Below are 1896 nucleotides of genomic sequence, written 5' to 3' on the forward strand. Positions count from 1 at the left end.
GCACGTGGCCGGCGACTACATGGGCGAGCACTGGCTCGCGACGTTCGCGTTGCTGGCGCTGGAGGCGTAGCGCGGCGGGTGCCGCGACATGACGGGCTTTCCGCGTGTCGCGGCAGCTGAACGACGGAGGGTGCATGCAGGCGCTGCCGATGGATCAACGTGACGAAAAACGGGCATGGGTGACGGAAATCATGACGTTCATCGAAACGCAACCCTATGACCCGGACATTTGCGCGCGATATGTGTACACCGCAGCGCTTGATGCCCGCGCACATCGGTACAGCGACCGACGGCTCGACACCTTGCTCGATACGATTCGCGGCATGAGTGCAGGGGACGAGTTTCACTATTCACAGGATGAACTCGTGGAAATGTTGCAAGCGTATTTGCGCGATGCCGAGTGAATAGCGGGGCTGAGCGATTCGTCGCCGAACCGAGGCGCGAATGCGCCGAGACAGGCTGCTCAGGGATTAGCCATGCGCGGGGTGTTGTCCGCATAATCGATTTTCTGGCGTGCGGAGCAGCGGTGCGAGCCGCGTCGCTGCTTCCCGCGGCTTCGGCACGTTCTCCCGTCAATCGTTGAGCGTCGCGCGCGGGCCGCGCGCGATGCCCCGGTCGTGGCTGCACGAGCGTGCACGGGCTCGCAACGTTCGCGTTGCTGGCGCGGGAGGTATCGCGCGCGAAACCCCGCCGGCGGCAAGGTCTTCGGCGCACGGCTATACTCGGCGCTCGGGTTGCCTCGTTCCATGCGTATTGCGCGAGGCGGCCATCCATTCGTTCGCCGCCTCGCCATGGACAAGCTTATTTCCTACGTTGCCGCGATCCACGGGCTCGCGGGCCCGGTGTCGATCGTGTCTCACGCGACGTCGCACGACCGCTGGACCGACGACGACGTCGAGGTCACGCGCGACGAAACCGAATACCGCTTCGACAACGGCGCGATCGTGCGTCGCTCGGTCGAGCAGGACCGCGCGCCGTCCGATCTGCTGTGTGCCGAATGCTGGATCGACTACGACGTGCTTCGCCATCCCGATGCGCAGCCAATTGGTCCGACGCGGCTGACGTTCGACAATGCATGCCGCGAAACCTTCTGGTTGCGTTATCACCTTGCGTGACTGCGTGACTGCGTGACTGCGTGACCGCATGACTGCATGACCGCGCTCAGCCTCGTCAACCCGGCGGCGCGCCATCCGCCGCATGCAGCAGCGGCGCGAGCCGCGTGGCCGCTTCCCGCATCTTCGGCACGTTCTCCAGCAGGTCGTTGAGCGTCGCGCGTGCGGTCGGCGCATGCACGGCAAGCGCCGCGAGCACGCGGCCGCTCGCAGCATCCTTCACCGGCACCGCAACAGCCACCATCCCCCGCACGAATTCCTCGTTGTCGATCCCGACGCCGCGCGCGGCGAGCCGGTCGAGCTCGGCCGCGAGCAACTGCGCATCGCTCAGCGTCCGGTAGGTCATCTTCTTCAGCGTGAGTCGCGCGAGCATCGAGTTGCGCTCCAGCGCGTTCATCTGCGACAGGAACAGCTTGCCGCTTGCCGTGCAATGCAGCGGCACGCGCATGCCGGGCCGCATCTCGAGCCGCAGCGGCTCGGTCGTCTCGACACGTTCGACGTACAGCACCGTGTCGCCGTCGAGCGCGGTGAGGTTGCAGGTTTCACCGAGCACGTCGACGAGCGAGCGCAGCACCGAGCGGCAGCCGCGCGTGAAGGTGTTGTTCGACAGCGCCGCGAGCGCGAACTGCGCAGCGCGCGGGCCGAGCGCGATACCGCGGTCGTGGCCGCGCGAGTCGGGCATGTGGATCACGTAGCCGCGCGTTTCGAGCGATTCGATCAGCCGCAGCAGCGTCGCCTTCGGGATGTGCAACCGTGCGGCGAGCTGCGACAGCGTGTACGGCTG

The 1896-nt window shown here is 66.4% G+C and carries 4 protein-coding genes; 3 read left to right on the forward strand and 1 reads right to left on the reverse strand.

Annotation, left to right across the window (positions count from 1 at the left end; genetic code table 11):
* From JYJ84_RS38135 to JYJ84_RS35500, 3 genes are all read left to right on the forward strand, one after another.
* Nucleotides 1-70: DUF2891 domain-containing protein (locus JYJ84_RS38135; RefSeq protein ID WP_240201952.1), on the forward strand; the 70-nt coding region annotated here is incomplete at its 5' end.
* A 64-nt stretch (nucleotides 71-134) separates the two neighbouring features.
* Nucleotides 135-404, forward strand: coding sequence for a hypothetical protein (locus JYJ84_RS35495; protein ID WP_236027248.1), 270 nt, complete (start codon nucleotides 135-137; stop codon nucleotides 402-404).
* A gap of 387 nt (nucleotides 405-791) precedes the next feature.
* A complete protein-coding gene (locus JYJ84_RS35500) occupies nucleotides 792-1115 on the forward strand; it encodes a hypothetical protein (RefSeq protein ID WP_122949329.1) in 324 nt (107 codons plus the stop codon).
* 55 nt (nucleotides 1116-1170) lie between these two features.
* Here JYJ84_RS35500 and JYJ84_RS35505 read toward each other — a convergent pair.
* On the reverse strand, nucleotides 1171-1896 hold a 726-nt coding region (locus JYJ84_RS35505; RefSeq protein ID WP_205190199.1), incomplete at its 5' end, for an IclR family transcriptional regulator.

Origin of the sequence: Burkholderia sp. LMG 13014 (assembly GCF_905232215.1) — a bacterium.
In the GTDB taxonomy this organism is placed as follows: domain Bacteria; phylum Pseudomonadota; class Gammaproteobacteria; order Burkholderiales; family Burkholderiaceae; genus Burkholderia.